Below are 25,559 nucleotides of genomic sequence, written 5' to 3'. Positions count from 1 at the left end.
ATCAGCCTTTCTCGGGCTCGAACTCGACGAGCTCCGCGCCGTCACCGACCTGGTCACCGACCGCGAAGCGGAACGCCTTGACGGTGCCGGCCGCCGGCGCGTTGATCGTGTGCTCCATCTTCATCGCTTCGAGGATCAGGAGCGGCGCACCTTTCGCGACCTTCGCACCGGCTTCCGCCAACAGCGCGATGACCTTGCCCGGCATCGGCGCGAGCAACCCGCCTTCGGCGCCACCGCCTTCACCGGAGAAATGCAGCGGGTCGACGTTCGCGAGCTGCCAGCTGCGCCCGTGCAGGAACACGTGGCGCATCCGCCCCGCGGTGATGACTGTGGCATCCATGCGCGTGCCGTCGAGTTCGACGCGCAGCCGGCCGCGTTCATTGACCCGCCCGCGCGCTTCGGCCGACCTGCCATCGACCGTCAGCGTGTAGCGGTCGCCGCGATACGCGACTTGGACCGTTTTCTGCAGCTCGCCGAGGCGGAAGATCAGTCCGCGATTCGCCGTCGCATTGAGCCGCCAGCCGTCACGCGCATGCCACGGCGAAACCGGATCGGAGCCGCGACGCGCAGCCTCTTCGGCCCACGTCGCCTCGCGCAGCAGTTCGCCGAGCGCGGCAACGAGCCAGACCGCGTCCGGCGTCGTCTCGCCCTCCGGGAACAGATACGCTTTCTCGCGCTCGATGAGCCCGGTGTCGAGGTCGGCGCCGGCGAACGCCGGACACGCGGTCAGCCGCGACAGGAACTCGATGTTGTTTGCGACGCCGACGACACGATAGTCGGCGAGCGCCTGGAGCATGCGCGCCAACGCCTGCTCGCGGCTCTCGTCCCAGACGATCAGCTTCGCGATCATCGGGTCGTAGAACGGACTGATCTCGTCGCCCTCCTCAACGCCGGTATCAACGCGCACGTGAAGCCCTTCGGCTGGCGGTGCGAGATGCAGCAGCTTGCCGGTCGACGGCAAAAAACCTTTCGCCGGATCCTCGGCGTAGATCCGCGCTTCCAGGGCGTGCCCGCGGATCTCGAGCTGTTCCTGCGCGAGCGGCAACGGCTCGCCCGACGCGACGCGCAGCTGCCATTCGACGAGGTCGAGGCCGGTGATCATCTCGGTCACCGGATGCTCGACCTGCAGCCGCGTGTTCATCTCCATGAAATAGAACGTGCCGTCCTGGTTCGCGATGAATTCGACCGTGCCAGCGCCGACGTAGCCGACCGCTTTCGCCGCCTCGACCGCGGCTTTGCCCATCGCCGCGCGACGCTGCGGCGTCATGCCCGGCGCAGGCGCTTCCTCGAGCACTTTCTGGTGGCGGCGCTGCACCGAGCAGTCACGCTCGAAGAGATACACGCAGTTGCCGTGCATGTCGCCGAACACCTGAATCTCGATGTGGCGCGGACGCGTCACGTATTTTTCGACGAGCACGTGTTCGTCGCCGAACGAGGACGCCGCTTCGCGCTTGCACGACGCGAGCGCCGCTTCGAAGTCGTCCGACTTCTCGACGAGCCGCATGCCTTTGCCGCCGCCGCCGGCCGCGGCCTTGATCAGCACCGGGTAGCCGATGCGGTCGGCCTGCTCGTGCAGGAAGCCGGGCTCCTGGTTGTCGCCGTGGTAGCCGGGCGTCAGCGGCACGCCGGCCGCTTCCATCAGCTTCTTCGCTTCGGACTTCGAACCCATCGCGCGGATCGCCGACACCGGCGGGCCGATGAAGACGATGCCTGCGCGCTCGCACGCGTCGCAGAACTCCTCGTTCTCCGACAGAAAGCCGTAGCCGGGATGGATCGCCTGCGCGCCGGTCTGCTGCGCGGCGGCGATGATGCGCTCGATGACGAGGTAGCTCTCCTTCGCCGCCGCCGGCCCGATCAGCACCGCCTCGTCGGCGAGGCGCACGTGGCGCGCGTTCGCGTCGGCTTCGGAGTAGACGGCGACGGTGCGGACGCCCATCCTGCGCGCAGTCTTGATCACGCGACAGGCGATTTCTCCCCTGTTCGCAATGAGGATCTTTTCGAACATTGTTGTCTCCCCTTACATCCGGAACAGGCCGAACTTCGTCTGCGGGATCGGCGCGTTCAGCGTCGCCGACAGACTGAGCCCGAGCACGCGCCGACTCTGCGCCGGGTCGATGACGCCGTCGTCCCACAGGCGCGCGGTGGCGTAGTACGGGTGACCCTGCACTTCGTACTGCTCGCGGATCGGCGCGCGGAAAGCTTCTTCGTCTTCCTTGCTCCACGTGCCGCCTTTGGCTTCGATGCCGTCGCGGCGCACGGTCGCGAGCACGCTCGCCGCCTGCTCGCCGCCCATCACCGAGATCCGCGAGTTCGGCCACATCCACAGGAAGCGGGGGCTGTACGCACGGCCGCACATGCCGTAGTTGCCCGCGCCGAAGCTGCCGCCGATGATCATCGTGAGTTTGGGCACCTGCGCGGTCGCGACCGCCGTGACCATCTTCGCGCCATCCTTCGCGATGCCGGCGTTCTCGTACTTACGGCCGACCATGAAACCGGTGATGTTCTGCAGGAAGATCACCGGGATGCCGCGCTGCGCGCACAGCTCGACGAAATGCGCACCTTTCTGCGCCGACTCGCCGAACAGGATGCCATTGTTCGCGACGATGCCGACCGGGTAGCCATAGAGCTGCGCGAAGCCGGTCACGAGCGTCGTGCCGTAGCGCGACTTGAATTCGTCGAAGCGCGAGCCGTCGACGACGCGGGCGATGACTTCGCGCACGTCGTAGGGTTTGCGCGTGTCGCTCGGGATGATGCCGTAGATCTCCTCGGGGTCGTACAGCGGCTCGTCGCCGCCGCCGAGGTTCATGCCGACTTCTTTGACGCGGTTCAGGTTCGCGACGATGCGCCGCGCAATGTAGAGCGCATGCGCGTCGTTCTCGGCGAGGTGGTCGGCGACCCCGGAAATGCGCGTATGCACGTCGCCGCCGCCGAGATCCTCGGCGGTGACGACTTCGCCGGTCGCGGCCTTCACCAGCGGCGGCCCGCCGAGGAAGATCGTGCCCTGGTTCTTGACGATCACCGTCTCGTCGCTCATCGCCGGCATGTACGCGCCGCCCGCGGTGCAGGAACCCATCACGACCGCGATCTGCGGGATGCCGAGCGCGGACATGTTCGCCTGGTTGTAGAAGATGCGGCCGAAATGCTCGCGGTCCGGGAACACTTCGTCCTGCGTCGGCAGGTTCGCACCGCCCGAGTCGACGAGGTAGATGCACGGCAGGTTGTTCATCTGCGCGATCTCCTGCGCGCGCAGGTGCTTCTTGACCGTCATCGGGAAGTAGCTGCCGCCTTTCACTGTCGCGTCGTTCGCGACGATCATGCATTCGAGCCCTTTGACGCGGCCGATACCGGCGATCACACCAGCCGCCGGCGCGTCGCCGTCATACATGCCGTATGCGGCGAGCTGGCCGATCTCGAGGAACGACGTGCCGGGGTCGAGCAGATGGTTCACGCGGTCGCGCGGCAACAGCTTGCCGCGTGCGGTGTGCTTGTCGCACGCCGCCGGGCCGCCACCGCGGCTCACTTCGGCAGCTTTCTCGCGCAAGTCGGCAACGAGCCCTTTCAGTGCGTCGGCGTTCGCCTTGAACTCGGGGCTGCGCGTGTTGATGCTGGATTTGATGACCGACATCACGCGGTCTCCGCGAACAGTTCGCGCCCGATCAGCATGCGGCGGATCTCGCTCGTGCCGGCGCCGATTTCGTACAGCTTCGCGTCGCGCCACAGCCGCCCGACCGGGTATTCGTTCGTGTAGCCGACGCCGCCGAGCGCCTGGATCGCCTCGCCGGCCATCCACGTCGCCTTCTCGGCCGAATACAGGATCGCGCCCGCCGCGTCCTTGCGCAGTGTGCGCGAATGGTCCGTGCGGTCGCACGCCTGACCCACCGCATAGACGTACGCGCGCGTCGCCATCCAAGTCGAATACATGTCGGCGAGCTTGCCCTGCATCAGCTGGAACTCGCCGATCGGTTGATTGAACTGCTTGCGCTCGTGGATGAAGGGAACGACGGCGTCCATGCACGCGGCCATGATGCCGAGCGGCCCGCCGCACAGCACGGCGCGCTCGTAGTCGAGGCCGCTCATCAGCACTTTGACGCCGCCGCCGACTTGGCCGAGCACGTTCTCTTCCGGCACTTCGACGTCGTCGAAGAACAGCGGAAACGTGTTCGAGCCGCGCATGCCGAGCTTATCGAGGTGCGTGCCGTGCGAAAAGCCCTTCATGCCTTTCTCGACGATGAACGCGGTCACGCCGCGCGGCCCCGCGTCGAGGTCGGTCTTCGCATAGACGACCAGCGTGTCCGCGTCGCCGCCGTTCGTGATCCACATTTTCGCGCCGTTCAGCACGAAGCGGTCGCCGCGCTTGTCGGCGCGCAGCTTCATCGACACGACGTCCGACCCGGCGTTCGGCTCGCTCATCGCGAGCGCGCCGACGTGCTCGCCGCTGATCAGCTTCGGCAGGTATTTCCTCTTCTGCGCGGCGTTGCCGTTGCGGCGAATCTGGTTCACGCACAGGTTCGAGTGCGCGCCGTACGACAGCCCGACCGACGCCGACGCGCGCGAGACTTCCTCGAGCGCGATGATGTGCGCGAGGTAGCCGATGTTCGTGCCGCCGTATTCCTCCTCGACGGTCATGCCATGCAGGCCGAGCTCGCCGAGCTTCTTCCACAGGTCGGCCGGGAACTCGTTCACCCGGTCGATCTCGGCCGCGCGCGGCGCAATCTGCTCGGCGGCGAAAGCCTGGACGGTGTCGCGCAACATCTCGATCGTCTCGCCGAGGTTGAAGTTGAGGCTCGGAATGTTCATGGGATCTCCTCGTTCCTGTCGTGGTGGCTTCGTGTTCGGGGCGTCCGCAGGAGAAGCTTAGACCGGCCCCGGCAGATCGTCGTGATCGCACTAGAGTAGGCCGCCCGGCGGCGCGCCGCGTGCCAACATGGTTGCAAATCGTGCCAACGCTTCTATCATCGCTCGATGCCTTCGCTGCTTCCTTCGCCTGCCGACCCGACGCGTGGCCCTGCGGCCACGCCGATCGCGTTCATCCGCGCGATTGCCGCCGCGTACCGCCGCTACGGCATCAATCCTGCCAACGCGCTGCGACAGGCGCACATTTCGCCCGCGGTGCTGGAAAACCCGGACGGGCGCGTCACCGCGGCGCAGATGGAGATCATGTCCGGCGTCGCGATGCAGGAACTCGACGACGAGGCGCTCGGCTGGTTCTCGCGCCGCCTGCCGTGGGGCTCGTATGGAATGCTGTGCCGGGCGTCGATCACGTCTCCCGACCTCGGCGTCGCGCTCAAGCGCTGGTGCCGTCATCATCGTCTGCTCACCGACGACATCCTCCTGCACCTCGACGTGCAGCGCGACGTCGCGCACGTGCGGATCGAAGTGCGCCGTTACCTCGGCGAGATGCACGAGTTCTGCCTCGTCACGATCCTGCGCTACCTGCTCGGCTACGCGTGCTGGGTCGTCGACTCGCGCATCCCGCTGCTCGGCGCACGCTTCCCGTTTCCGCCGCCGCCGCACCGTTCCGTCTATCCGCTGCTGTTCCAGGGGCCGGTGCACTTCGACGCCGAACAGGCCGGAATCAGCTTCGACGCACGGTACCTGTGCCTGCCGCTGCGGCGCGACGAGGCGGCGCTGCAGCAGATGCTGCGCCGCGCGCTGCCGCTGACCGTGCTGCAGTACCGCCGCGACCGCCTGCTCGTGCAGCGCGTGCGCCATCTGCTGCGCGAACGCTTGGACGAAGGCGCGACTGCGGAGACGCTCGCCGAACGGCTGCACCTTTCACCGCGCACGCTGCACCGCCAGCTGGAAGAGGAAGGCGCGTCGGTGCAGCAGTTGAAGGACGAAGCCCGCCGCGAGCGCGCCGTCGACCTGCTGAACCGCACGAACCGGTCGATCAAGCAGATCGCGCTCGCGACCGGTTTTCGCAACGAGAAGAGCTTTTCACGCGCGTTCCGTCAATGGACCGGCGATTCACCGACCGCCTTCCGCAGCCGCGTAGTAGCGGCGACAAGCGCCTCGGAAGCATAGGGAACGCGTTGCCGGCCCGCGCCGCCGGGAGGGTATCGAAATGCTACCGACAAGCTCCCGGATCGAGGTCACGCGGAGCCGCCGGTCCACGGGACAGCGCGGCTGTCGAGGTGACGCGCGAGGCCGACGCCGCCGGCGTGCATCATCGCGACGTGGTTCCAGCGGAAGATCGGTTTCGCGAGCGGGCCGAGCCGGTTCATCCACCGGCGCACCGTGCGCACCTGCCACTCGTAGCGCACCGTCGTGAAACGCGCGTCGCGGACGAGATGGCAGCGGCCGACGCCTTCGAGTTCGCCGCTGACCCGCCCTTCGATCAGGCTCAAGGGTTCGACCCGCGTGACGCAGGTGACGATCGTCAGGCGGAACGGCAGCAGCCCGCGGCAGGTGCAGCGGCGCCTCGCGCCAATTCCGCTCCCGTCGCCGGGCGCAAGCGTGACGACTTCCTCGATACCGGACCACCAGACGGGCCAGTTCTCGGCGTCGACGATCGCGTCCCAGACCGCTTCGACCGGCGCGTCGAATCGCCACCACGTCGTCACGTCGTATCGGATCACGCGTTCGCGCGCATGAGTCATCCGCGGTTCGTCCATTCTCACGGCGCAAAGAACCGCTCGGGAAAATCCACGTCGAGCTCGACATCGATGAGGTCGACGATTTCAACGAGATCGTCCGCCTCGTCGAAATTTTCGACTCGCCGCGGAAACAACGTGTCCTGCGCAAGCCACACCCGGTTGCGATGCGCTCCATCCACGATGAGGCCGGCCGCGCCGGCGACTTCGAAGCCGACGGCCGGCTCCCCGGAGATCGCTCCCTCGCCGAGTGGCGTGAAGCTACCGCCGGCGCGCAGCGACTGCAGATTCTCGAACAGCGCGCCGACGTCGGAGCGATCGACGGTGTGACCGCGTGGGCTGCGCACCAGCGGATTGTCGGGCGCGAGGCTCAGCGCGGGCATAAATCCGAAGCCCCAGCCAAAGCCGAGGCCGAACGTCCACAGCCGCACCTTCCGCGCCCCGGGGTCGTAGATCAGCACCGCGCCGCGATGCGGCTCGACGCAGTCGATCCGGACCCAGCCGGGTTTGCGATAGAAGTAACGCATCACCTGCCGATCGCCGTTGGGCCCGATCGAGTGCAGCGTCGCGCGATAGCTTTCCAGCGCGCGAAAGTGCGCTTCGGCTTCGTCGAGCAGGTCGGCCATCACTTCACCCGCGGTGCGGGGCGCAGCTGAGCCACGCGGATCCCCGATACGCCTGCAGGTCACGTCCCGACCGCGCGGCGATGCTCTGCACGCCGACGCCTGCATAGGCGTCCGCCGCGCCCAGCTCGTCGAGGAAGTGCTCGACCGGGCTGCGTCTTCCTTTCATCGCTTTCTCCTTTGACTTTGCGTCGAAAGCTCCAGCGGATTCGTGCCGGCTCCCCGGACAGGGTGCCCAAACCTGACCGGACGCCAGTTCGAACACTAGACGCTGAACCGCGGGAATGCCATTGAGCAACTGTCATGCCGCAGGACTTATACGGGTTGAATGCGATCCCCGCTCCCGGCCCGTCTTTCCGACCGCAGGACGCGGCGTCTTCGGGCCACCGGTCGCCGAACTTAGCGCGGCGCGCGCCAGTCGACGCAACGCTCGGCCCGCGGCATCTGCCCGCCCGGACCGGTTGCGCTACGGACTGCACAAGGAGGCGAACGATGTCTGTCCCCTATCCCGGCTCCCGCTCGATCTGGATGGCGACCACCGAGATGCCGCGCTTCACGCCGCTTACAACCTCGGTCCACGCCGACGTCTGCGTGATCGGCGGCGGCATCGCCGGGCTGACGACGGCTTATCTGCTCGCGCTCGAAGGCCGGCGCGTCGTGCTCGTCGAGGCGGCCGAGCTCGGCGCCGGCGACACCGGCCGCACGACGGCGCATTTCTTCCCGCCCGACAACCGCTACCACCACATCGAAAAAGCCTTCGGCGCCGACGGCGCGAAAGTGGTCGCGGAGAGCTTCGTGCAGGCGACCGAGAAAGTCCGCGCGATCATCGAAAGCGAGCGCATCGACTGCGATTTCGAGCGCCTCGACGGCTACCTGTTCTCGCTGACGACGTCGGGCCTCGCCGGCATCCACGAGGAGTTCGGCGCCGCGCTGCGCGCGGGCGTTGCGGTCGATGAAGTCGTGCGCGCGCCGGACCTCGCCTTCGACACCGGGCAGTGCGTGCGTTTTGCGAACCTCGCGCAGTTCCACCCGCTGCGCTACCTCGCCGGACTCGCCGAGGCGATCGTGCGGCGCGGCGGGCAGATCCACACGCACACGCGGGCGCTCGACATCGAGGCGCAGCGCCACTTGCAGGTCGTGCGCACCGACGCCGGCGAAGTGCGCGCGGACGCAGTCGTCGTCGCGACGAACACGCCGTTCAACGACCGCGTCGTGATGCATACGAAGCAGTCCGCGTATCGCACCTACGTGCTCGGCCTGCGCGTGCCGCGCGGCTCGGTGCCGCGGATCCTGCTGTGGGACAACGGCGACCCGTACTACTACGTGCGCATTGCGACGCCCGACCCGCAGGCCGATCACGATTACCTGATCGTCGGCGGCTGCGACCACAAGGTCGGCCAGGAAGAGCATCCGGAAGACCGCTACCGGATCATCGAAGACTGGGTGCGCAAGCGCTTCCCGATGGCGGGCGCCGTCGACTACCGCTGGTCCGGCGAAGTCATGGAGCCGGCCGACGGCGTCGCGTATCTCGGGCGCAACCCGCTCGGCGACGGCAACGTCTACATCATCACCGGCGACTCCGGCAACGGCATGACGCACTGCACTGCCGGCGCGATGCTCGTCACCGACCTGATCATGGGACGCGACAACCCGTGGACCTGGCTCTACGAGCCCGCGCGCAAGCCGACGCACGGGCTCGGCGAATTCGTGCGCGAGCAGGCGAACACGCTCGCGCAGTACGGCGACTGGCTCAAGCGCGGCGACGCACCGTCGTTCGACGCGGTCGCACCCGGCCAGGGAGCGATCGTGCAGGACGGCGCGCGCAAGCTGGCGGTGTCGCGCGACGACGACGGAACGCTGCACGTGCATTCCGCAGCATGCACGCATCTGGGCTGCATCGTTTCGTGGAACCCTGTCGAGCACTCGTGGGATTGCCCATGCCATGGCTCGCGCTTCGACACCGAGGGCCGGCCGCTGCACGGCCCGGCCGCGAAGCCGCTCGCCAAGTTCGATGCGGACGCCTCATCGGGCGAGTGAGCGGGCGAGTGAGCGGGCCGGACACGCGCCCGCGGCAAATTCCCGCAGCCTTGGTCAGATCCGCTCGCAGACGATCGCGCGCACGACGATTTCGTCCTGGCGGAACGTGCGCTCGAGCTCCGCGCGGTAGCCGACCCACCACTCGCGGTCGAATGCCTCGACCATCACTTCGACGAGGATCATGTCGTCTTTCGCGGTCGTGCCGCTCTGCGCATCCTTCCATAGCCCGAGCGCGGGCGCCTGCACGAATGCGGTGAGCCCGCCGAAGCGCGCGATCAGCTCGCGGCGCACGCGCTCGAACGTGCGCCGCTCGAAGCGCCGGCCGTCGTTGTCGGTGACGGGGATCAGGATCTGGACGAGATGCATCGCGGGACTCCGGCAGCAGTGGAAGTCCGAAGGTACAACGGGCTGTGCGCGGCTGTCTCGCGCGATGCAGCTGGCGAAATTTCGTGCTGCCGCGACGCCGGCAGGGCGAGCGAAACCCTCCCTTTCATCGCCGAACTTCCGCTCCGCAGGCGCGTCGACGCCTCCATGAGACGACCGCGCCCCCAGCCGCTGGCAATGGGCCGAGAGCCTGGACGGGCGCCGCGAAGGAGACATCATGCAGTTCGCAGACCGAATGGACGCGGCTGCCCAGCTCGCCGCCGCACTGGACACGTGGCGCGGGAAGCACGCGCTGGTTCTCGCGATTCCCCGCGGCGCCGTGCCGATGGGCGCCGCCCTGGCCGAAGCGCTGCAGGCCGACCTCGACGTCGTGCTGGTGCGCAAGCTCGGCGCGCCGTGGCAGCCGGAATACGCAGTCGGGGCGATCGACGAGAGCGGCTGGTCGTTCGTCTCCGATCCCGATGCCGCCGGCGAGGACTACCTCGAGGGCGAGCGCGCGCGGCAGCTCGAGCGCCTGAAGGAACGGCGCCGCTCGTATTCGCCGCGACATCCGCCGGTCGATCCCGCCGGGCGCATCGTCATCGTCGTCGATGACGGGCTCGCGACCGGCGCAACGATGATCGCCGCGCTGCACGCAGTCCGCAGCAAGGGGCCGCAGCGGCTTATCTGCTCGGTGCCGGTCGGAGCGCCCGCGAGCGTGGAAAAAGTGAAGCCTTACGCCGACGAAGTCGTGTGCCTGTACACGCCGGCGAATTTCATGGCCGTCGGGCAGTTCTATCGCAACTTCGATCAGGTCGAGGATGACGAAGTCGTGGCCTGCCTCGAGCGGTTTCGCACCAAACCGGGCGCGCAGGCAGCGGACTGAAAGGCGGCGCCGCAGCGGGAGGATCGCGCGGCGGGGGCGCGCCCCGGAGCATCGTTTGCGATAAGCTCCCGCCTTCCCTCGCCGACCCCCACTGCCGGAGCCCAAACTGACTTCACCGCCCCCCGCGATCGCGACCCTTGCAGCCGGTCCCGGTCCGCGCTCGCCGCTCGATCTGTTCATCGCTTTCACCGTGCTCGCGCTGCAGGGCTTCGGCGGCGTGCTGGCGGTCGCCCAGCGCGAACTCGTCGATCGCCGCGGCTGGCTGACGCGCGAGGAATTCATCGCCGCGTATTCGCTCGCGCAGCTGCTGCCGGGCCCGAACGTCGTCAATCTGTCGCTGATGCTCGGCGACCGCTTCTTCGGCTGGCGCGGCGCACTAGCGGCGATCGGCGGCATGCTGCTTGCACCGCTGGTGCTGGTGCTGGTGCTCGCTGCGAGCTATAACCGGCTTTCCGATTACCCGGTCGTCGCCGGAGCATTGCGCGGCATGGGTGCCGTCGCCGCAGGGCTGATGCTGGCGATGGGCTTCAAGATGCTCGGCACGTTGCGGCGCAATCCGATGGGGGTCGTGCTGTGCACGCTGCTCGGCCTGACGACGCTTGTTGCCGTCGCGGTGTTGCGCGTGCCGCTGGCATGGGTCGTGATCGGGTTCGGCGTCTTCGCCTGGGGGCTCGCCCGCTGGTGCATCGCGCGGCAGGAGCGGCAGCCATGACGACGGCCTTCATGCTGTCCGACCTGCCGGAGTTCTTCCTGCACTTCCTGACGCTGTCGCTGCTGTCGATCGGCGGCGCGATGTCAACGGCGCCGGAGATGCATCGCCTGCTCGTGCACGATCGCGGCTGGCTCACCGACGCGGACTTCACGACCGCGATCGCGCTCGCGCAGGCCGCGCCGGGGCCGAACGTGCTGTTCGTGCCGGTGCTCGGCTTCCAGGTGGCGGGTCTGCTCGGAGCAGCTGCTGCGTTCGTCGGCATCCTGCTGCCGTCGACGCTGCTGTCGCTCAGCGTCAGCCGCTGGGGCAGCCGGCGCCGCGACACGCCGGCGGTGCGCGCGTTCACCGCCGGACTCGCGCCGGTCACGGTCGGGCTGATGTTCTCGTCCGGCTGGGTGCTCGCGCTGCCTTTCGTGCGCGAACCGGCCCACCGCGTCGGCGGCATCGTGCTGATCGCAGCGACGGTGGTCGCGATGCTGCGCACGCGCCTCGCGCCGATCTGGCTGATCGCCCTCGGCGCGGTGGCCGGCGCGCTCGGCTGGGCGTAGGCGCGGGGGTTTCGCCCCCGGCCCCGCTCGACAACTCAACGTCCGTGAAAATGCGGTTCGCGTTTTTCCAGGAAAGCGCGCGGGCCTTCACGGGCATCTTCGCTCGACAACACGCTTCGCTTGCTCTCGTCCTCGAGGCGATACCCCTCGCTGAGCGGCAGCCCGCTGGACTCGACCACCGTGCGCTTGACGGCCTGCACTGCGAGAGGCCCGTTTTTCGCGATTCGCTCGGCCAGCGCAAGCGCTTCTGGCATGACCTGCGACGCAGGCACGACTCGATTCACCAGCCCGATGCGATATGCCTCGTCGGCCGTGAGCGCGTCGCCCGTGAGCATGATCTCCATCGCATGGCAGTACGATACCTGCCGCGGCAAACGGACCATCGATCCCGCAAACGGGATCACCGCCCGCTTTACTTCGGGCAGCGCAAAGGTTGCGTGTTCGGCGGCGATGCGCAAATCCGTCCCGAGCACCAGCTCGAACCCCGCTGCCATGCATGCGCCATTGATTGCGGAGATCACCGGTTTATGCAGTGGATATTCGCGCAAGCCCGACGCCGCAAGGATCTCGGGATCCGATAGCAGCCGATGGTCCCATTCGTCCTCGGGAGTGCGATCTCCGCTCAAAAGCGGGATCGTCCGTCCCAAGTCGCCTCCGGCACAAAAAGCGCGGTCGCCGCTACCGGTGATGATTGCTACACGCAGCGCAGGATCGCTCGCGAATGCCTTCACTGCATCACACAGGCGACAGAGCATCTCGGGCGTGAGCGCGTTACGGGTTTGCGGCGCGTTCAAGGTGATCGTGGCAATCGCGCCGTGGCACTGGAACGTGATCGGAAGAGTCATTTGGCCATCCACTTGTTTGGAGGCACAGGCGTATCCATCGCGACCTGTGCGCTAATCCTGGAAATCAAAAGGAACTGCGTAGGGCCGCAGGAGCTCGCGTACGCGCGCTTCGAGCTCGGGCCGCGACGCCTTGTCCGCAATCACGAATCGTATTGCGGGCCCCGACGGGGTTTCCACGGCCATCGCCTCGACCTTGCCGCCGAGTCCTGCATCGGCCAGCCGATCCTGGATTACCCGTTCGGTCGCCAGCGCGCGCAGCGCCGGCTTGTACACCTTGCCGATTGCGGTGACCGGGATGGCGGGGATGATGTCGATGCGCCGCGGAAAAGCCGGCCGCTCGGGTATGTGCTGTTCGATGAAAGCGGCCAGCGCCGCGGCGTCGACCTTTGCCCCGGGCTTGAGTGACACGAAAGCCACCGGCATTTCCCCCGCATATTCGTCAGGTTCGCCGACCGCTGCGGCCATCAGGACGTCGGGGTGCCTCAACAACGCATCCTCGATCACGCACGGGTCGATGTTGTGGCTGCTGCGGATGATCACATCCTTGGCTCGGCCCGTGACGAAGACGCGCCCTTCGGCATCGACATGACCGATATCGCCGGTAATCAGCCAGCCGTCTTCGGTGAAGGTGCCCGTGTTACGCCGCGCATCGGTGTAGCCGGGGCCGACGTTCGGTCCCCGCACGCGAAGAATGCCCGTTTCGTCTGCAACGCAGGCTCGCCCGTCGTCGGCCACCGCCCGGACTTCGGTGAAGGGCAAAGGCAAGCCGCAGGATCCGGGCGTACGCGGCGCATGAAACGGCTCGATGCTGATAACGCCAGCGCACTCGGTCATGCCGAGAATGTTCCTGACCGGTAGGCCGAAGCGTCGCTCGAAAGCCGTGGCGAGTTCGGTCGGCAGCGGCGACCCGCCCGTGAGCAGTGCACGGACGCTGTCCAGGCTAGCCGCGCCCGGATCCGTGTTCATGAGCGACGCGATGACCGTCGGAACCGCCGCGAGCAAACTGACGCGGTGGCGCTCGACAAAGGTCCAGTAGCGCTCGACGAAGCCGGTGTTGCGCATGCCGAGCAGCGTGGGCAGCACGACTTCGCCGCCGGACAGCAGCGTTGACAGGCCGTATACGAACGCTCCGGCGACATGGAACAACGGGAAGCCGTTCAGCATGACGTCACGCTCGGTCATGGCATACATCTGCGCCGCGCCCCAAGCCGCATGAAGCTGGTTGCCATGGGTGTGCTGGGCAAGCTTCGGGGCGCCGGTGGTGCCACCGGTATGAAACAGGGCCGCAAGCGTTGTCGACCCGACCTGACGCTCGAACATGAGCGCATTGCCCGGCATCGAGGCGACTTCGTGGGCGAGATCGACGGCGCCCGGTCCTCCCCCCACCGCCAGCACCTGGCGCAAACCCGGGCACTCCGCAAGCAATCGCGGCACGCGCGACCAGATGTCGAGGTCGGGGTTGGGCCCGAGCGTCACGAGGATGTTCGCTTGCGCCGCACGGATCAGCTCGCCGATGTGTTCGGCATTCAGCAGGTAGTTGATCGGACACACCACGCCGGCCGTCTCGCCTCCCCATAACGCGAAGTACGCCTCCGGAATGGGTGGAAGCAGCATCGCGATGCGCGGCTCCTCCCCTGCGGCGAGCGTGTGGAAGAGGTTCGCGGTCCGCCTGATCTCTGTCACGAGTTCCGCATAGGTCCATCTGCGGGCCGGCACTTCGGGATCCGGGACGCTGATGAAGGTCAGCGCGTTGCGGTCCGAATGCTGCTTCGCCGAGTCCGCCAGAGCCTCGAATACGCTGCCGTGACGCATGAAATGCTCATACGGTTCGGCGGCGATGCGCTCGACGTCGCGCGCCGTTGAAATGTGGAACGCCCTCATGCTTACTGCGCCTTGCTTTCGGGAATGAGGGCCCACCGGCCCTTCTCGATCGTCACCATCACGCGCGACCGGGCGTCCATGCCATTGTGATCGTCAGGAGTCATCGTCATGATGCCGTGCGAAACGGTCAGGTCCTTGGTGCCTTCCAGCGCATCGCGGAGCGCAGTCCGAAACTCGGGCGTACCGGGCGCGGCCTTCGCCAGCGCGCCAGGAACTGCATTCCGCAGCAGCAACATCGCATCCCACGCATGGGCACCGAAAGTGGTTACGGTGTCCTTGCCGAAGGCCTCCTCGTATCGCTGCACATAGTCCATCGCCACGGTCTTGATCTCCGACACGGGGAGTTGCGCTGCAACGAGCACCGGTCCGGCGGGGAGAATCGTGCCTTCGACATCCTTGCCGCCGACACGCAGAAAGTCGTTGTTGGCAACGCCATGGGTCTGGTAGATGGACCCGCTGTAGCCACGCTCACGCAAGGTCTTTTGCGGAAGTGCAGCGGGTGTGCCCGCGCCGACGACAGCCACGGCGTCCGGCTTGGCCGACATCACCTTCAACGCCTGGGCCGTGACGCTCGTGTCGGCACGGTTGTACCGTTCAAGCGCGACGATTTTCACGTCCCGCGCGGCCGCGAACTTCTGCAATTCAGCCAGCCACCCCTCGCCATAAGCGTCCGACTGGGCAATCACGGCCAATGCCTTGCCCCCTGCGCCCGTGAAATGCTCGATGATCCCCTCGGCCATCAGGGAATCGTGCTGCGGCGTCTTGAATACCCACTTGCGCTTGGCATCCATGGGTTCGACGATTCGCGAGGCGCCGGCGATGCTGATCATCGGCGTTCCTGTGTCGGCCGCCGCGTCGATCATCGCGAGCGAGTTCGGGGAAATCGTCGAACCGATAATCACATCGACCTTGCCCTCATCGACGAACCGCCGCACATTCTTGCTCGCCGTTGTCGGGTCGGACGCATCGTCCAGTACGATGTACTCCACTTGCTGTCCGGCAATTTCCTTCGGGAACAGCGTTACCGTATTTTTCTCCGGAATGCCGAGGGACGCTGCCGGCCCCGTCGTCGACAATGTGATCCCGACTTTGATCTGAGCTGCCGCTGAACCGGCGAGCGATAGACCCAGAACGGTGACGGCCGTAGCAACAACGGCCCAGCTTGGAACTGTTTTCTTCATCCTTGTCTCCCACTATTATCGGAATGGCAGTCATGAGACCGCATTCGTCGGCGCAGTCGCCGACCATGCCGCAGTTACGGCATGAAGCGGTCTCACAGGGCAAGACTAGGTCGAGCACAGAGGTTTGTATGTCCCCTGCGATGGGGACACGTTTCGCGGGCCCTTCCCTTATGCAATTGATCTCGCTTCAGAAATCAGTGGCTTCCAGTTGCCGCACCGACGAAAGCGGGGCGCAGGAAGCGCTCGTGGGTGTTATCGGTTCGATCGGGGACGCGACGTTCGGCAAGGAGGCACTGGCGCAGCTCAATCGGTGGATGCCTCTTTGTTGGTGGTCTGTCTATCGCCTCTTTGACGACCAGCCCCCGACGCTGCACGCCTCCGGGAGTTTCGGTGTGTCGGACGGCACCCGGGAATCCTGGCGTGTCTACCGCGCGTCGCTGTACCGAAGGGATGAAACGTTCTGTTTGGCCAAAGAGCATCTGCGCGAGGCTGACGCTGCCCTTCTGCACTGGCATGCGACGGAATTTTCGGCACGGCACCGCGAGGCGATCTACTCTCGGCATGGGCTCCGCGAGCGGCTGTCGATCGTTTCCGCACACGACGAATCCGGACTGACGTCGATCAATTTCTATCGCAACGAAGGACAGCAGGCGTTTTCCGACGATGAAATCGACGCCATCCGGAAGTTCGGACGCCCGCTCCTCGCTTCGGTCAACCGGCACCTGTCGCTCTGTGGAAAGGCCAGTACAGATCATTTTCAGCTGAATGCTCTTACCCGGCGCGAGCGAGAGGTATGCGAACGCATGCTCAAAGGGTGGACTCATGAGGGCATCGCAGCCGACTTGCAATTGTCTGCGGCGACCGTGAAAACCTACCGTGACCGGGCGTTCGAGCGCCTCGGAATACATCACCGAAACGAACTGTTCGCGTTGGTTGCAGGACATCTGCACTCCGCCATCTGAGTTGAATTGGCGGCGGGGTGGGCGGAGGACACTGAGGGTTGGGGAACGACGGTTCCGCCACGCAGATGCCATTGACGACTTGTTGCCCGCTCTCTTGGGCACCTCGAATAACCCGAGGTTTTCAATGAACCCCGGTGCGACACGATGACCGCGACCGAATTCGGTTCAGTTCCTTCGGCAAATCACCGCTTCTTCCCGCGGTGTCGCTCAGTTTTTGCCTCGAATCGCCTCGGACATCGGCGATGCGGCCCATTTCGGGCGTCAGAAGGCCTCGATTCCGGCCTTCCTGAAATAGACCAGCCGCTTCAGGTTGTAGCAGGCAGCCATCATCGTCATCGCAAAGTTCGCCCGCGCCTGACCGATGGTGCGCAGCAGCTTGCCGCCCATCTGCTCGATGGCCCCGAACACGTGCTCGACCCGCGCACGCGTCTTGGCGATGCGTTTGTTGCGTCGCTGCTGGCACTCGGACAGCGGCTTGTTGCGCTTGCCCTTCCGCTGGATCTGGTTGCGAAAGCCGTTCTCCTTGAGCCTGGCTTCACGCTGCTCGGACGGGTAGCCCCGATCGGCATAGACATCGCGGCTCGTGTTGCGCGTGTCGAAGACGTTGTCAAAGTGCTGGCTGTCGTGCGTGCTGGCAGTATCGGTCTCGATTCGGCGGATGATCTTGTACTTCTTGTCGATGTTGATCGACAGCTTGTAGCCGAAGTAGCTCTTGCCGTGCTTCCTGGTCCAGGTCGCCTCAGTATCCTTCTGGCGCCGCTTCGCCGGGCGCCACGAGGCGGGCATTGCGCCTTGCTCGATCAGTTCCTTCTCGCCGCGGCGGTTGTGCTGCTTGGGCGCCGGCACCAGCGTCGCGTCGATGATCTGACCGCCGCGCGCGATGAACCCCTTCTTGAGCAGCTGCGTCGAGACCCCGTCGAACAAGGCCTTCGCCCCCGCTTCACCAATCCGGTTCTCGAAGGTCCACACCGTGGTGCGATCCGGAACGTTCGTCGCATTCGCCAGTCCGCAGAAGCGCTTGTAGCTCATGCGGTCGAGCAACTGGTACTCCATCTGCTCATCGGACAGGTTGTACAGACGCTTCAACACCAGGATGCGCACCATCGTCTCGGTCGGGTATGGCGGGCGCCCGCCCTGCGCACTCACGAGTCGCGGCGCAATCATATCGACCTCGGCCGCCAGCGCGGGAAAATCGATATGCGATTCGATCTCGACCAGCGGGTCACCCAGCGTGTCGATCTTCTTGCAGTGGGCATCAAAGGCAAACAGGTCGGTCTTGATGGCGCTGCGCGGTTTCATCGATGTCGGCTGTGGCGAGATTGAGGACGCTGTAATTTTACCAAGGGTGGGCGAGTCGAGGTTTTTCGAGGCGCCCTCTTGTCTCTGCAGGTGCACGCTCCGGCCCCATCAACTCCGACCGGTCAGCCTCCGATTTGTCGTCTAAATATAAGAAACGGTCCCGACCCACGATGCGAAGGAGAACAAGTGATGAAGGATTTCACCGTTCTGGCGGGGCGCCTCCTGCTCGCGCTGATCTTCATCATCAGCGGCTGGGGGAAGATCAAAGGCTACGCCGGCAGCCAGCAGTACATGGAATCGATGGGCGTGAGCGGTGCGCTGTTGCCGCTGGTGATTTTCGTCGAACTCGGCGGTGGCCTCGCGATAGCGTTCGGCCTGCTGACGCGGCTCGCCGCCGCCGGGCTGGCCGTGTTCTGCCTGCTCGCAGCAGTGATCTTCCACAACGATTTCTCGAACCAGATGCAGTTCATCTCGTTCATGAAGAACCTCGCGATCGCCGGTGGCTTCTTCGTCCTGAGCATCCACGGGCCTGGGGCCCTTAGCCTGGACGCCTGGCGGCAGCGGCAGACCTAGCAACCAGATTGAATGAAGCGCGGACCGATTCCACCTCGCCACAGGCTCTCCACTCGGGGCGCCGCCGGCGTCAGCGTTTTTTGGACTTCAGCGGTGATTGATGACCGAATCCCGACCAGCCACAGTCGGCGTGGGGCTCGGCGTGTTCGGTGACGTCAAGTGTGCCGACAACCGGAGACGCGCAACGAACGGCTTCGTCGTCGCCGTCGCAGCGGTCGCCATCGCGTCCGCCGGCCGATGGTTGCTCGACCCCTGGCTCGGTGGCAATCTGCCGTTCTTCACGTTCTATTTCGCGCTGCTCGTCGCGGCATGGTACGGCGGACTGAAGCCGGGGCTGACGGCGGTCGTGCTGGGCTTGGCGATCGGCATCTATTTCTTCGCACCGCCGCGCCTCGCGTGGCCGGTCGATTCGATCATCAACCGCTTCGACGCACTTCGCTTCGCGCTCATCGGCGTGTGCTTGGCCGGGATCTGCGAATCGCTGCACCGTTACCGGCGCCGTGCGGAGCAGCGCGAGGACGTGCTGCGGGTGACGCTCGCGAGCGTGGGCGACGGCGTCATCACGACGGACCCCGAAGGGCAGGTCAGGTACCTGAACCCGGTCGCCGAAGCGCTGACCGGATGGCGCGTTGCGGAAGCGCGCGGCGCGGCGCTCGAGACGGTGTTCCGGATCGTCCGCGAGGACACCCGGGAGCCGGTCGAGAACCCGTGTGCACGTGCGTTGCTTGACGGCACGATCGTCGGGCTAGCCAACCACACGCTGCTGATCACGAGGGACGGCGCCGAGCGGCCGATCGACGACAGCGCGTCACCAATCCGCGACCGGCACGGACGCGTCTTCGGGTGCGTGCTGATCTTCCGCGACGTTAGCAGCAGGCGGAACACAGAAACCGCGCTGCGCAGGCGGGAGACGGAACTGCGCGAGCGTCACGACGAACTGCAGAACATCTACGACACCAATCCGGCCGGGATGGCTTTGCTCGACCGCGACCTGCGCTTCGTCCGCATCAACCGCCGCCTTGCCGAAATGAACGGGCTGCCGGCCGAGGCGCACATCGGCCGCACGGTGCGCGAAGTCGTGCCGTCTGCCGCCGACAAGGTCGAACCGGGGCTCCGCCGCGTGCTGCAGACCGGCGAGCCGCTCACCGGAGTCGAACTGACCTGCGAGACCTCGGCCCGTCCCGGAGTCGAACGGACGTGGCTCGAGTCCTGGCACCCCCTACGCGGGGCCAACGGCGTACTCGCCGGCATCAATATCGTCGCGGTCGAGATCACCGACCGCAAGCGCGACGAACTGCGGATCTACGAGCTCATGACCGAGCTCAAGGACGCCGACCGACGCAAGGACGAATTTCTCGCGACGCTCGCGCATGAGCTCCGCGGGCCACTCGCGCCGCTCAGCAACATGATCGGGGCGATGAAGCTCGCCGAAGGCGACCCCGAACTGCTCCGTCAGGCGCGCGAGACGATGGAGCGGCAGCTCGCCCAGATGGTCCGGCTCGTCGACGATCTGCTCGACGTCGCGCGAATCACGCGCGACAAGCTCGAACTGCGCATGGCCCGGGTCGAGCTTGCTTCAGTGATGTACCAGGCCGCCGAGACCTCCCGACCGCTCGCGCAGGCGCTGCGCCACGAAATCGTCGTGCGCCCGCCTTCCGAGCCGATTTACCTGCACGCGGACCCGGTGCGGCTCACGCAGGTGTTCAGCAATCTGCTGAACAACGCATGCAAATATACCGAGCCGGACGGGCGCGTGACGATCAGCGCCGAGCGCGATGGCAACGACGCGCTCGTGACGGTGCACGACACCGGCATCGGGATCCCGGCGGACAAGCTCGAAAGCGTGTTCGAGATGTTCTCTCAGGTCGATCACGCGCTCGACCGCTCGCAGGGCGGACTCGGCATCGGCCTGATGCTCGTCAAGCGGCTCGTCGAACTGCACGGCGGCACGGTGCGCGCCGCGAGCGAAGGGGCGGGCAAGGGCAGCGAATTCACCGTGAGGCTGCCGATCCTCGTCGGCGAGCTGCCGCCTCCCCCCGAGGCCCGCGGCGCCCCGAGCCCCGCGCTGCCGCGCCGCGTCCTCATCGTCGACGACAACGCCGACTCGGCCCAGTCGCTCGCGACGCTGCTCGGGATCTCCGGCCACGCTGCGCATGTCGCGCTCGACGGACTCGACGCGCTGCGGCTCGCCGAGGCGCTGCGCCCCGACGTGATCCTGCTCGACATCGGCCTGCCGGGACTCAACGGCTACGAGGTCTGCCGCCGCATGCGCGAACAGCCGTGGGGCAAGGACATCCTCGTCGTCGCGATGACCGGCTGGGGCCAGGACGAGGACCGGCGTCGCTCGCGTGACAGCGGCTTCGACCACCACCTCGTCAAGCCAATCGATTACGCTGAACTGGCGCAGTTGCTTGCGGACACTGGATCCGTAATCACGAGCTGACGGCGCCGTGGGCGACCTTCACCGCCGCTCGCAACGAATTCCTGCCCGCCCGGGCACTCGCGCGCGGTGACGGGAGTCACAACCGCGACGGCGAGAACCTCACACCGGCTGCTGTGGGAGATGCGCATGATCGAGCGGACCAACCCTTCCGACCCTGCCCCGTCGATGACGCGCGCGAACTTCCTGCGCCTCGCGGCCGGCACGCTCGCCGCGGCGATGTTCCCCGCACGCCCCAGCGCAGCGCCGGGGGAAACGGGCCCGCGGATGCAGACGCGGCCGGTCCCCGCGACCGGGGAGGCGCTGCCGGTGGTCGGCCTCGGCACGTATCAGGGCTTCGACGTCGCGCCCGGCTCCGACGCATACGAGCGTCTCCCGGGCGTGCTCGACGCGCTGTTCAAAGCCGGCGGTTCGGTCATCGACAGCTCGCCGATGTATGGGCGCGCCGAGCGAACGGTCGGGGAGCTCCTCGCCCAGCGCCAACTGCACCGGCACGCGTTCGTCGCGACGAAGGTGTGGACGAGCGGGCGCAAAGCCGGCGCGCGAGGTGCTGTTCACGCGCGTCGGCCGCGAAGCCCGCTACAAGTCCAAGGCGTTCATCGATGCCGCCGTCTACCGTGGCGGCGACCTAGCAAGCGGCTGGATCTATGCCGGACTTGCCGCGCTCGGCCTCGGCGCGGCGGTGATCGCGCTCGTCGTCGCGCCGGTCGCGCTGCTGTGGGCGCTGCTCGGACTGCGCCTCGGACGCACCGAGCCCGTGTAGCCGTGGCACCACCCCAAAGCGCCGCGGCACGTCGGCGCGGGACCACGGATTGCATGCGCACGAAAGGGCCGCCAGTGGGGCACGAACAGGAGGAAACGTAACGTGGGGGACCTCGACGCTCTGCTGCTCGCGCGCATCCAGTTCGCGTTTACGATCTCGTTTCATATCGTGTTTCCGGCGATCACGATCGGCCTCGCCAGCTACCTGGTCGTGCTCGAAGGCCAGTGGCTGCGCACCCGGCGGGAGGTGTTCCGCGACCTGTACCATTTCTGGTCGAAGATCTTCGCCGTCAACTTCGCCATGGGCGTTGTCTCGGGCATTGTCATGGCGTACCAGTTCGGCACCAACTGGAGCTACTTTTCCGATTTCGCCGGCGGCGTGACCGGGCCGCTGCTGGCCTACGAAGTGCTGACGGCGTTCTTCCTCGAGGCGGGCTTTCTCGGCGTCATGCTGTTCGGCTGGACGCGGGTCGGCCCCGGCCTGCATTTCCTGGCGACGGTGATGGTCGCGGCCGGCACGCTGTTGTCGGCGACGTGGATTCTCGCGTCGAACAGCTGGATGCAGACGCCGGCGGGCTACGAGATCATCGACGGGCGCGTCGTGCCGACGGACTGGATCGCGGTGATCCTGAACCCGTCGTTTCCGTATCGCCTCGTCCACATGGGCATCGCCGCTTTCCTCGCGACTGCGCTGATCGTCGGCGCATCGGGTGCGTGGCATCTGCTGCGCGGGCGCGACACACTGGCGATCCGCAAGATGCTGTCGATGGCGATGTGGATGCTGCTTTTCGTCGCGCCGCTGCAGGCGCTCGTCGGCGATTTCCACGGGCTCAACACGCTCGAGCACCAGCCGGCGAAACTCGCCGCGATGGAAGGGCACTGGGAGAACAAACCCGGCGAAGGCGTGCCGCTGACCTTGTTCGGCTGGCCCGACATGGAGCGCGAGGAGACGCGCTTCGCAGTCGATATCCCGCGTCTCGGCAGTCTGATCCTCACGCATTCGTGGGATGGCCAGTTCCCCGGGCTGAAGGAGTTCCCGCGCGAGGACCGGCCGAATTCGACGATCGTGTTCTGGTCGTTCCGCATCATGGTGGGGCTGGGATTCCTGATGATCGCGCTCGGCCTGTGGGCGCTGGGGGCGCGCTGGCGGGGGAACATGTTCCGCTCGCGCGCGCTGCTGCGATTCACGCTGTGGATGGGGCCGACCGGCCTCGTCGCGATGCTCGCCGGCTGGTTCACGACCGAAATCGGCCGGCAGCCGTGGCTCGTGTACAACGTGATGCGCACCGCCGACGGCGTGTCGTCGCACGGTGCAGGGCAGCTCACGACAACGCTGGCGCTCTTCGTTGTCGTCTATTTCGTCGTCTTCGGCGCGGGCACCGTCTATCTGCTGCGCCTCATCGGTCACGGACCGGTGACGCACGAAGGGACGGAACCGGTGCCCGGCGGCCCGGGCCGGCCGCGCACTCCGGCACGACCGCTTTCGGCAGCCCCGGAGGCGGCCGACGACATCGCCGCCACGCGCAGCGGAGGTTGAACGACATGGGCATCGATCTTCCGCTGGTGTGGGCCGTGATCATCCTGTTCGGCGTGATGATGTACGTCGTGATGGACGGGTTCGACCTCGGCATCGGTCTGCTGTACCCGTTCTTCACCGACCGCACCGATCGCGACGTGATGATGAACACCGTCGCGCCGGTGTGGGACGGCAACGAGACCTGGCTCGTGCTCGGCGGCGCGGGCCTGCTCGCCGCGTTCCCGCTCGCGTACGCCGTGGTGCTGAGCGCGTTCTACCTGCCGCTGATCCTGATGCTGCTCGGCCTGATCTTTCGCGGCGTCGCGTTCGAGTTCCGCTTCAAGGCGGACGATGTGCACCGCCACTTGTGGGACAAGGCGTTCATCGGCGGCTCGCTCGCGGCGACTTTCTTCCAGGGCGTCACGCTCGGCGGCTACATCCAGGGCATCGAGGTCGTCGATCGCGCATATGCCGGCGGCGCGTTCGACTGGCTCGCGCCCTTCCCGCTGTTCGTTGGCGCCGGCCTCGTCGTGACCTACGCGCTGCTCGGCAGCACATGGCTGATCGTCAAGACGCAAGGGGCGCTGCAGGCGCGGATGATCGCGATCGCGCGGCCGCTGACGTGGATTCTGCTCGCCGTGATCGTCGCGATCAGCGTGTGGACGCCGCTCGCCCGCGAGGACATCGCGCAGCGCTGGTTCACGTGGCCGCACCTGCTGTGGTTCGCTCCGGTGCCGCTCCTCGTCGCGCTGACGGCGTGGCAGCTGCTGCAGCGGCTGCGCCGCGCGCCCGACGTCGCGCCTTTCGTGCTGACGCTGTTTCTCGTGTTCCTCGGCTACAGCGGGCTCGGCATCAGCCTGTGGCCGAACATCGTCCCGCCCGGGATCACGATCTGGGAAGCGGCCGCGCCGCCACAGAGCATGGGGTTCACGCTCGTCGGTGCGCTGCTGATCATCCCGCTGATTCTGATGTACACAGCGTGGGGCTATTACGTGTTCCGCGGCAAGGTGGACGAAACGCAGGGCTATCACTGATGCGCGAGCCGGTCGAGGCACGAGCGGCCGCGACGCCGGCGCGTGGATGGCTAAGGCGCATCGGCTGGCTCGTGTTGATCTGGGCCGTCAGCGTCGCCGTGGTCATGGCCGTCGCCGCGGTACTGCGCGTCGTGATGCGCTCGGTGGGGCTGACGCCGTAGCCGGAGCGACCACGCCTGGCGCATGACGCGCCAGGACAGGCGATCAGCCCAGACGGAACACCGGCACGAGCCGGCCTGTGACGACGCCGGCATGGTTGCGAATCTCGTCGCGGCGCCATTGCAGCAGGCTTCGTATATCGGGCGGCAGCAGCCCGAGTTGCTCGAGTGCCGCATACGTTGCGATCCGCACTGCGCGCGCGCCGCCGTCCGCGATCTTGACTGCGATGCCGATGCCGCGACTTGCGATACCGAGCGCCTGCACCCCTTCGGCGCCGCCCTTCGCGACCCAGTCGCCCGGCGCAGCCTGCATCAGCGCCAGGTCGTCGCGCTTTTCGCCCGACACCATTTCGGGATGGGCGGTCATCGCCGCGAAAAGCGCATGGAGGTCGGCCGCGACGTCGCTGTCGCCATTCGGCGCCGCGAGCCGCGCATAGGCCCGGGCGAGCTGTGCGAGGGGCAGCGCGTAATTCGGCGCGCCGCAGCCGTCCGTCCCTGCGATCAGTTCGCGCTCGCCGCAGTCGAGCAAGCCGACGAGCGTTCGCCGGATCGCCCGCTGCAACGGGTGATCCGGGTCGAGATAGGTCTCGCTCGGCTCGTCATGCAGGCGGCACCACGCGAGGAAACCGGCGTGCTTGCCGGAGCAGTTGTGATGCAGCGGGGTCGGCACCAGATCGGTCGGCACCGGGATTCCGGTCGCAGTGTAAAAAATCGGCGGATGCGAGCCGCACTGGAGATTGCGCTCACTGCACCCGATCCGCGCGAGCATGTCTGAAACGGCAGCGACATGCCGGGGTTCGGCCGAGTGGCTCGCGCACATCAGCGCAACCTGCTCGGTCGAGAACCCGAAGCGCTGCGGACCGCCGTCGGCAACGAAGGGGAGCGCCTGGAACGGCTTCAGCGTCGAGCGCGTGAAGACGGGGAAATCGACGTCGCCCGTCCCGCCCACGAGCGCGCCATCCGCGCCCGCGACGACGATCGACCCGTAATGCACCGATTCGACCGCGTTGCCGCGCGTCGCGACGATGAGCGGCACATGGCGCGGAAGACACATCGTTGCGTTCATTCATGCCGTCCTGTTTCGTACGATTCTTTCCGTTTTCCGAGACGACCCCTTTCTATTAACCCGGCAGGCAAATACCGTTC

Annotated in this window: 24 protein-coding genes and 1 pseudogene; 13 read left to right on the top strand and 12 right to left on the bottom strand. The window is 66.6% G+C overall.

All coding sequences use genetic code 11. The features are described 5' to 3' along the window. Nucleotide 1: 1 nt before the first annotated feature. Genes GO608_RS07860 through GO608_RS07850 form a run of 3 tightly spaced genes read right to left on the bottom strand, consistent with a single transcriptional unit; the run spans nucleotide 2 to nucleotide 4,797 of the window. A complete protein-coding gene (locus tag GO608_RS07860; protein ID WP_169197503.1) occupies nucleotides 2-2,005 on the bottom strand; it encodes an acetyl/propionyl/methylcrotonyl-CoA carboxylase subunit alpha in 2,004 nt (667 codons plus the stop codon). Between the two features lie 12 nt (nucleotides 2,006-2,017). Then, complete coding sequence (locus GO608_RS07855; protein WP_169197504.1) at nucleotides 2,018-3,625, bottom strand: carboxyl transferase domain-containing protein; 1,608 nt, start codon at nucleotides 3,623-3,625, stop codon at nucleotides 2,018-2,020. Further along, nucleotides 3,625-4,797: an isovaleryl-CoA dehydrogenase gene (locus tag GO608_RS07850; RefSeq protein WP_169197505.1), complete on the bottom strand. Its 1,173-nt coding sequence runs from the start codon at nucleotides 4,795-4,797 to the stop codon at nucleotides 3,625-3,627. The genes GO608_RS07855 and GO608_RS07850 overlap by 1 nt, the downstream gene beginning before the upstream one ends. A gap of 165 nt (nucleotides 4,798-4,962) precedes the next feature. On the opposite strand from GO608_RS07850, the gene GO608_RS07845 reads away from it, so the two are divergent. Then, the gene (locus tag GO608_RS07845) at nucleotides 4,963-6,024 is read left to right on the top strand and encodes an AraC family transcriptional regulator (RefSeq protein WP_169197506.1); all 1,062 of its coding nucleotides are present in this window, start codon (nucleotides 4,963-4,965) and stop codon (nucleotides 6,022-6,024) included. Between the two features lie 68 nt (nucleotides 6,025-6,092). Here the strand turns inward: GO608_RS07845 and GO608_RS07840 are convergent, their stop codons facing one another. From GO608_RS07840 to GO608_RS07830, 3 genes are read right to left on the bottom strand one after another with little or no spacing between them, the layout of a single operon-like run. Then, nucleotides 6,093-6,599 carry an SRPBCC family protein gene (locus GO608_RS07840; protein WP_169197507.1) on the bottom strand — a complete coding sequence of 169 codons (507 nt, stop codon included), beginning with the start codon at nucleotides 6,597-6,599 and terminating at the stop codon, nucleotides 6,093-6,095. Nucleotides 6,600-6,616: 17 nt separating this feature from the next. Further along, a complete protein-coding gene (locus GO608_RS07835) occupies nucleotides 6,617-7,219 on the bottom strand; it encodes a hypothetical protein (RefSeq protein ID WP_169197508.1) in 603 nt (200 codons plus the stop codon). Between the two features lie 4 nt (nucleotides 7,220-7,223). Then, complete coding sequence (locus GO608_RS07830; protein ID WP_169197509.1) at nucleotides 7,224-7,385, bottom strand: hypothetical protein; 162 nt, start codon at nucleotides 7,383-7,385, stop codon at nucleotides 7,224-7,226. Nucleotides 7,386-7,708: 323 nt separating this feature from the next. Here GO608_RS07830 and GO608_RS07825 point away from each other — a divergent pair, with 323 nt between their 5' ends. After that, the gene (locus GO608_RS07825) at nucleotides 7,709-9,253 is read left to right on the top strand and encodes an FAD-dependent oxidoreductase (protein ID WP_211159249.1); all 1,545 of its coding nucleotides are present in this window, start codon (nucleotides 7,709-7,711) and stop codon (nucleotides 9,251-9,253) included. Between the two features lie 54 nt (nucleotides 9,254-9,307). Here the strand turns inward: GO608_RS07825 and GO608_RS07820 are convergent, their stop codons facing one another. Then, complete coding sequence (locus GO608_RS07820; RefSeq protein ID WP_169197510.1) at nucleotides 9,308-9,619, bottom strand: hypothetical protein; 312 nt, start codon at nucleotides 9,617-9,619, stop codon at nucleotides 9,308-9,310. Between the two features lie 235 nt (nucleotides 9,620-9,854). On the opposite strand from GO608_RS07820, the gene GO608_RS07815 reads away from it, so the two are divergent. The 3 genes from GO608_RS07815 (at nucleotide 9,855) to GO608_RS07805 (ending at nucleotide 11,762) form a co-directional block, all read left to right on the top strand. Next, a complete protein-coding gene (locus GO608_RS07815; RefSeq protein WP_169197511.1) occupies nucleotides 9,855-10,502 on the top strand; it encodes a phosphoribosyltransferase in 648 nt (215 codons plus the stop codon). Nucleotides 10,503-10,674: 172 nt separating this feature from the next. Then, nucleotides 10,675-11,214, top strand: coding sequence for a chromate transporter (locus tag GO608_RS07810; protein WP_425532300.1), 540 nt, complete (start codon nucleotides 10,675-10,677; stop codon nucleotides 11,212-11,214). Further along, a complete protein-coding gene (locus GO608_RS07805) occupies nucleotides 11,211-11,762 on the top strand; it encodes a chromate transporter (RefSeq protein ID WP_211159250.1) in 552 nt (183 codons plus the stop codon). Before GO608_RS07810 ends, GO608_RS07805 begins: the two co-directional genes overlap by 4 nt. A 35-nt stretch (nucleotides 11,763-11,797) precedes the next feature. On the opposite strand, the gene GO608_RS07800 is transcribed toward GO608_RS07805, so the two are convergent. The 3 genes from GO608_RS07800 to GO608_RS07790 are packed head-to-tail and all read right to left on the bottom strand — an operon-like array spanning nucleotide 11,798 to nucleotide 15,669. Continuing rightward, on the bottom strand, nucleotides 11,798-12,607 hold the full coding sequence (locus GO608_RS07800) for an enoyl-CoA hydratase/isomerase family protein (RefSeq protein ID WP_169197512.1): 810 nt from the start codon (nucleotides 12,605-12,607) through the stop codon (nucleotides 11,798-11,800). Between the two features lie 51 nt (nucleotides 12,608-12,658). Further along, nucleotides 12,659-14,488, bottom strand: a complete 1,830-nt coding sequence (locus GO608_RS07795; RefSeq protein ID WP_169197513.1) for an acyl-CoA synthetase — start codon at nucleotides 14,486-14,488, stop codon at nucleotides 12,659-12,661. Between the two features lie 2 nt (nucleotides 14,489-14,490). Continuing rightward, the gene (locus GO608_RS07790; RefSeq protein WP_169197514.1) at nucleotides 14,491-15,669 is read right to left on the bottom strand and encodes an ABC transporter substrate-binding protein; all 1,179 of its coding nucleotides are present in this window, start codon (nucleotides 15,667-15,669) and stop codon (nucleotides 14,491-14,493) included. Between the two features lie 128 nt (nucleotides 15,670-15,797). Between GO608_RS07790 and GO608_RS07785 the strand changes: the two genes are divergently transcribed. Beyond that, a complete protein-coding gene (locus tag GO608_RS07785) occupies nucleotides 15,798-16,631 on the top strand; it encodes a helix-turn-helix transcriptional regulator (RefSeq protein ID WP_169197515.1) in 834 nt (277 codons plus the stop codon). A 261-nt stretch (nucleotides 16,632-16,892) separates the two neighbouring features. Here the strand turns inward: GO608_RS07785 and GO608_RS07780 are convergent, their stop codons facing one another. Next, the gene (locus GO608_RS07780) at nucleotides 16,893-17,930 is read right to left on the bottom strand and encodes an IS5 family transposase (RefSeq protein WP_247002679.1); all 1,038 of its coding nucleotides are present in this window, start codon (nucleotides 17,928-17,930) and stop codon (nucleotides 16,893-16,895) included. Nucleotides 17,931-18,119: 189 nt separating this feature from the next. On the opposite strand from GO608_RS07780, the gene GO608_RS07775 reads away from it, so the two are divergent. The 7 genes and pseudogenes from GO608_RS07775 to GO608_RS07745 all read left to right on the top strand — a co-directional run bounded on the left by GO608_RS07775 (nucleotide 18,120) and on the right by GO608_RS07745 (nucleotide 24,416). Beyond that, nucleotides 18,120-18,503 carry a DoxX family protein gene (locus tag GO608_RS07775; RefSeq protein ID WP_211159523.1) on the top strand — a complete coding sequence of 128 codons (384 nt, stop codon included), beginning with the start codon at nucleotides 18,120-18,122 and terminating at the stop codon, nucleotides 18,501-18,503. Between the two features lie 100 nt (nucleotides 18,504-18,603). Beyond that, nucleotides 18,604-20,946, top strand: coding sequence for a hybrid sensor histidine kinase/response regulator (locus GO608_RS07770; RefSeq protein ID WP_169199818.1), 2,343 nt, complete (start codon nucleotides 18,604-18,606; stop codon nucleotides 20,944-20,946). Nucleotides 20,947-21,066: 120 nt separating this feature from the next. Further along, nucleotides 21,067-21,471: pseudogene (locus tag GO608_RS19570) on the top strand (aldo/keto reductase); the annotation flags it as partial. A gap of 19 nt (nucleotides 21,472-21,490) precedes the next feature. After that, complete coding sequence (locus tag GO608_RS07760; protein WP_247003037.1) at nucleotides 21,491-21,706, top strand: hypothetical protein; 216 nt, start codon at nucleotides 21,491-21,493, stop codon at nucleotides 21,704-21,706. Between the two features lie 102 nt (nucleotides 21,707-21,808). Continuing rightward, a complete protein-coding gene (locus tag GO608_RS07755) occupies nucleotides 21,809-23,242 on the top strand; it encodes a cytochrome ubiquinol oxidase subunit I (protein WP_169199819.1) in 1,434 nt (477 codons plus the stop codon). Between the two features lie 5 nt (nucleotides 23,243-23,247). Next, nucleotides 23,248-24,255 carry a cytochrome d ubiquinol oxidase subunit II gene (cydB, locus tag GO608_RS07750; RefSeq protein ID WP_169199820.1) on the top strand — a complete coding sequence of 336 codons (1,008 nt, stop codon included), beginning with the start codon at nucleotides 23,248-23,250 and terminating at the stop codon, nucleotides 24,253-24,255. Then, entirely contained in the window at nucleotides 24,255-24,416 is a 162-nt protein-coding gene (locus GO608_RS07745; protein ID WP_169199821.1) for a DUF2474 family protein, read from the top strand. The genes cydB and GO608_RS07745 overlap by 1 nt, the downstream gene beginning before the upstream one ends. Before the next feature lie 43 nt (nucleotides 24,417-24,459). Here GO608_RS07745 and GO608_RS07740 read toward each other — a convergent pair whose 3' ends face one another. After that, nucleotides 24,460-25,479 (bottom strand): asparaginase, encoded by a 1,020-nt coding sequence (locus GO608_RS07740; protein WP_169199822.1) that lies wholly within the window; start codon nucleotides 25,477-25,479, stop codon nucleotides 24,460-24,462. Between the last annotated feature and the right edge of the window lie 80 nt (nucleotides 25,480-25,559).

The sequence above is a fragment of the Aromatoleum buckelii genome, assembly GCF_012910785.2.
Taxonomy (GTDB): domain Bacteria; phylum Pseudomonadota; class Gammaproteobacteria; order Burkholderiales; family Rhodocyclaceae; genus Aromatoleum; species Aromatoleum buckelii.
The sequence above is the reverse complement of the archived record's forward strand: the minus strand, read 5'-3'. Positions and strand labels throughout refer to the sequence as shown.

Coding starts and splice junctions, on each gene's coding strand:
- GO608_RS07855 (WP_169197504.1), bottom strand. CDS start 3,625: ATGTCGGTCATCAAATCCAGCATCAACACGCGCAGCCCCGAGTTCAAG.
- GO608_RS07845 (WP_169197506.1), top strand. CDS start 4,963: ATGCCTTCGCTGCTTCCTTCGCCTGCCGACCCGACGCGTGGCCCTGCG.
- GO608_RS07775 (WP_211159523.1), top strand. CDS start 18,120: ATGAAGGATTTCACCGTTCTGGCGGGGCGCCTCCTGCTCGCGCTGATC.
- GO608_RS07785 (WP_169197515.1), top strand. CDS start 15,798: ATGTCCCCTGCGATGGGGACACGTTTCGCGGGCCCTTCCCTTATGCAA.
- GO608_RS07740 (WP_169199822.1), bottom strand. CDS start 25,479: ATGAACGCAACGATGTGTCTTCCGCGCCATGTGCCGCTCATCGTCGCG.
- GO608_RS07815 (WP_169197511.1), top strand. CDS start 9,855: ATGCAGTTCGCAGACCGAATGGACGCGGCTGCCCAGCTCGCCGCCGCA.
- cydB (WP_169199820.1), top strand. CDS start 23,248: ATGGGCATCGATCTTCCGCTGGTGTGGGCCGTGATCATCCTGTTCGGC.
- GO608_RS07830 (WP_169197509.1), bottom strand. CDS start 7,385: ATGAAAGGAAGACGCAGCCCGGTCGAGCACTTCCTCGACGAGCTGGGC.
- GO608_RS07825 (WP_211159249.1), top strand. CDS start 7,709: ATGTCTGTCCCCTATCCCGGCTCCCGCTCGATCTGGATGGCGACCACC.
- GO608_RS07805 (WP_211159250.1), top strand. CDS start 11,211: ATGACGACGGCCTTCATGCTGTCCGACCTGCCGGAGTTCTTCCTGCAC.
- GO608_RS07745 (WP_169199821.1), top strand. CDS start 24,255: ATGCGCGAGCCGGTCGAGGCACGAGCGGCCGCGACGCCGGCGCGTGGA.
- GO608_RS07840 (WP_169197507.1), bottom strand. CDS start 6,599: ATGACTCATGCGCGCGAACGCGTGATCCGATACGACGTGACGACGTGG.
- GO608_RS07780 (WP_247002679.1), bottom strand. CDS start 17,930: ATGAAACCGCGCAGCGCCATCAAGACCGACCTGTTTGCCTTTGATGCC.
- GO608_RS07860 (WP_169197503.1), bottom strand. CDS start 2,005: ATGTTCGAAAAGATCCTCATTGCGAACAGGGGAGAAATCGCCTGTCGC.
- GO608_RS07800 (WP_169197512.1), bottom strand. CDS start 12,607: ATGACTCTTCCGATCACGTTCCAGTGCCACGGCGCGATTGCCACGATC.
- GO608_RS07850 (WP_169197505.1), bottom strand. CDS start 4,797: ATGAACATTCCGAGCCTCAACTTCAACCTCGGCGAGACGATCGAGATG.
- GO608_RS07770 (WP_169199818.1), top strand. CDS start 18,604: ATGACCGAATCCCGACCAGCCACAGTCGGCGTGGGGCTCGGCGTGTTC.
- GO608_RS07790 (WP_169197514.1), bottom strand. CDS start 15,669: ATGAAGAAAACAGTTCCAAGCTGGGCCGTTGTTGCTACGGCCGTCACC.
- GO608_RS07795 (WP_169197513.1), bottom strand. CDS start 14,488: ATGAGGGCGTTCCACATTTCAACGGCGCGCGACGTCGAGCGCATCGCC.
- GO608_RS07820 (WP_169197510.1), bottom strand. CDS start 9,619: ATGCATCTCGTCCAGATCCTGATCCCCGTCACCGACAACGACGGCCGG.
- GO608_RS07835 (WP_169197508.1), bottom strand. CDS start 7,219: ATGGCCGACCTGCTCGACGAAGCCGAAGCGCACTTTCGCGCGCTGGAA.